The organism is Stenotrophomonas sp. YIM B06876, from assembly GCF_030711595.1.
In the GTDB taxonomy this organism is placed as follows: domain Bacteria; phylum Pseudomonadota; class Gammaproteobacteria; order Xanthomonadales; family Xanthomonadaceae; genus Stenotrophomonas.
Window position 1 is genome coordinate 1 of sequence record NZ_JAUJUJ010000620.1, and the last position, 385, is coordinate 385.

At 66.5% G+C, this 385-nt stretch carries 1 protein-coding gene; it reads left to right on the forward strand.

The window, feature by feature from the left end; genetic code table 11:
• Positions 1-109 precede the first annotated feature (109 nt).
• The coding region (locus QZH66_RS18740; RefSeq protein WP_305807284.1) for a hypothetical protein at positions 110-385 on the forward strand (276 nt) is incomplete at its 3' end.

Genomic DNA, 385 nt, shown 5'->3' on the forward strand with positions numbered 1-385 from the left:
ACGCTGGCGCCGTGGGTGCTGCGCCTATCAGGGGCGTAAAGGCGATATGGCGTTAAGGTGATGTCCATGCGCTCGCAGGGAGCGAGAGCGCGCCGAGAAAGGCAGTCAGATGCGTCTTTTTGCGCTGGAGCACAGCAAGGCGGCCTATCTTGCTGATTTCGTGCTGTATGGCATGGCGGTGCTTGCACTGGCGGCGTTGCTGTGGGCCTCCGGCCCGGCGGCGCAGCGCGGGGAGTTCGCGGCCATCGCGCTGCTTGGCTTCGCCGGCTGGACCCTGGTCGAATATGTGCTGCACCGCTTCGTACTGCACTGGCTGCAGCCGTTCGAGCGCTGGCATGCGCTGCACCACGAGCACCCCGCCGCGCTGATCTGCACCCCCACGGCG